This window comes from Streptomyces sp. NPDC048392, from assembly GCF_043200575.1.
Taxonomy (GTDB): domain Bacteria; phylum Actinomycetota; class Actinomycetes; order Streptomycetales; family Streptomycetaceae; genus Streptomyces.
Window position 1 is genome coordinate 1 of the sequence record NZ_JBICYB010000092.1, and the last position, 2,632, is coordinate 2,632.

The window sequence follows — 2,632 nt, forward strand, 5'->3', positions numbered from 1 at the left end:
GGGCGAGTAGACCTTCATCACCATAAGAGATCCCTCCTACCCGGCCCCTGCCGGGGCCGGGCTCAGAGGTGTCCACCACTCGGGGACAGGTCCCATCAACGCCGGCAGACCCTTCACCTACCCGCGGCAAACCCGCCAGTCGCCTGGTATCTGTGCGCACTACCGATCCCCTGGGACTGGTCCCGCAACGCGCACTTGGCGTTCGAGCACGCGCCCGGCGAGACCTGGGAGGGGAACGCCCTCGTGCCAGGCCTCGGAGTTCGATTGGCCAACGCTCGCCCCATCCTCGGATGGGGCGAGCACTCCATTCCGCTCGACGCCACCGGGAGGAGCTCCCGGCTGTATCGGACCTGCAGGAACTGGCAGTTCGCCTGGTGGCTGCGCCTCAACCGCGACGTACCAGACGCGCCACCGCTGCCCGGAGGTGATGCAGACGAGAACGGCCCGGAGCAACTGACGTTCGCCTGACCGGCTGATCGGTGGACTCGATGGCCGACCCTCGTGGACCGCCTACCGAGTCCACCGTGCGGGTCTCCGTCTCCGACAGGGCCAGTGGAGGCAGGGTCGTGCGGTCTGTGAGGAGTGCGGGGGGGTGTGGGACCCTCGGGCGGCGCCTTGCCTCCAGTCAGAAATGCTCGCCGCGGACGCGGGCGTCGCTGCTAGCATTTTCGCATGATCGCGCCTTCGTTCCGAATCGAGATGATGCCCCGCCAGCGGGGCTGCTGATACCGGACGCGCGTGTTTCCGAGGCCCCGAGTCGGGGCCTCGTTCTGTTCACGGACTCGGAGCTCCGCCTCGTTACTGGAGGTTCCGATGACCGCATCACGCCACTACATCACCACAACGATCCCGTATGTCAATGCCCGCCCGCACCTCGGCTTTGCCTTGGAACTGGTGCAAGCAGACGTCCTTGCCCGGCACCATCGCCACCGCGGCGATGAGGTTCGGTTCCTCAGCGGAACCGACGACAACTCTCTCAAGAACGTCCTGGCCGCCGAGGCCGAAGGGGTCGACGTCCAAACGCTCGTCGACCGAAATGCCAAGGCGTTCGCCGCACTGCGGGAACCGTTGGCGCTCTCCTTCGACGACTTCATCCGCACCAGCTGCGACCCGCGCCATCGCATCGGCGTGGAGCGGCTGTGGCGCCAGTGCGCCTCGTCCGGTGACCTGTACCGCAAGCACTACGAGGGCCTGTACTGCGTGGGCTGCGAGCAGTTCTACACTCCGGCCGATCTGGTCGACGGCCGATGTACCGAGCACGGCACCGAGCCCCAACTGGTCGCCGAGGAGAACTGGTTCTTCCGGCTGTCCCGCTATGCCGATACCCTCCACGAGTTGATCTCCAACGGGACCCTGCGGGTCGAACCGGCTGCCCACCGCAACGAAGTCCTCGCTCTCATCACCAGCGGGCTGCACGACTTCTCCATCTCCCGCTCCCACAGCCGAGCCCGCGGCTGGGGCATTCCTGTACCGGGCGACGCCAGCCAGGTCGTCTACGTGTGGTGGGACGCGCTCGGCAACTACGTCACCAGCCTCGGCTACGGGGACAATGCCGAGGCCTATCAACGCTGGTGGGTGCAGAGCAAGCGACGCATCCACCTGGTCGGCAAGGGGGTGGTGCGCTTCCACGCCGTGTACTGGCCGGCCATGCTGCTGTCCGCGGGGCTACCACTGCCCACCGACATCCTGGTCCACGACTACCTCACCGTCGACGGACGCAAGATCAGCAAGTCCAGCGGCAACACCGTCGACCCTGCGGACCTCGTCGACGAGTTCGGCACCGATGCGGTGCGCTGGTGGCTTCTGCGGGAAGTCCCCGGGTCGGTGACGCCGACTTCACCCGGGAGCGGCTCATCGCCCGGGCCAACGGCGACCTGGCGGGCGGCCTGGGCAATCTCGTCAACCGGGTCGTGACCATGGTTCATCGCTACCGACAGGGGCACGTGCCCCTGCGCCGCGGCGCGGCTCTGGCTACGGAACCGCTGATCGCGGCTTGTCGTAGCGTCCCGGGCGAGGTTGATGCGGCCCTGTCCAGCTTCGACTTGCGGAAGGCAGCCTCCTCGGTCTGGAGGATCGTGGAAGAGTCCAACCGCTGTGTCGACAACACCCGTCCCTGGGAGCTGGCCAAGGCAGAGCAGGGCGGTGATCGTGGGGCCGAGGAACGTCTCGACACGGTTCTTGCCGCCCTTGTTCAGGCATGCCTCGTGCTGGCCGACCAGTTGCAGCCCTTCCTCCCGGATGGCGCCTCCCGTATCGCCGGGCAGGTTGCAGAGATCAATGGGGTTCTGCCGCCTGCGAACCCTCTGTTCCCTCGCATTGCCGAGGGCGACGCATAGGGCGAAGCTCGACCTCACCTCGTGACGCTTCCGGCGGGAGTGGCTTCTCCGCCGCTCCCGCCACACCGCCCCTGTACAGCCGGTAAGTTGGCCAGCCCACGTCATCGTGTTGGTGCTGAGGATCGGGGGACTCATGCTGCCGGAGATCGACGTGAAGCAGCATGAATGGCGGATCGAAGACCGGGAGTACGCACGGCAGGAGGGGGACCTGTCCCCGAGTGGTGGACACCTCTGAGCCCGGCCCCGGCAGGGGCCGGGTAGGAGGGATCTCTTATGGTGATGAAGGTCTACTCGCC

3 protein-coding genes are annotated in these 2,632 nt (G+C 66.8%); all 3 read left to right on the forward strand.

Going from position 1 to position 2,632, the window contains the following annotated elements; genetic code table 11:
• Nucleotides 1–264 precede the first annotated feature (264 nt).
• The 3 genes from ACGFYH_RS37240 (at nucleotide 265) to ACGFYH_RS37250 (ending at nucleotide 2,336) form a co-directional block, all read left to right on the forward strand.
• A complete protein-coding gene (locus ACGFYH_RS37240; RefSeq protein ID WP_393807605.1) occupies nucleotides 265–468 on the forward strand; it encodes a hypothetical protein in 204 nt (67 codons plus the stop codon).
• 345 nt (nucleotides 469–813) lie between these two features.
• Nucleotides 814–1,914, forward strand: coding sequence for a methionine--tRNA ligase (locus tag ACGFYH_RS37245; RefSeq protein WP_393807606.1), 1,101 nt, complete (start codon nucleotides 814–816; stop codon nucleotides 1,912–1,914).
• Nucleotides 1,915–2,075: 161 nt separating this feature from the next.
• Nucleotides 2,076–2,336 carry a hypothetical protein gene (locus ACGFYH_RS37250; RefSeq protein ID WP_393807607.1) on the forward strand — a complete coding sequence of 87 codons (261 nt, stop codon included), beginning with the start codon at nucleotides 2,076–2,078 and terminating at the stop codon, nucleotides 2,334–2,336.
• Nucleotides 2,337–2,632: the final 296 nt, after the last annotated feature.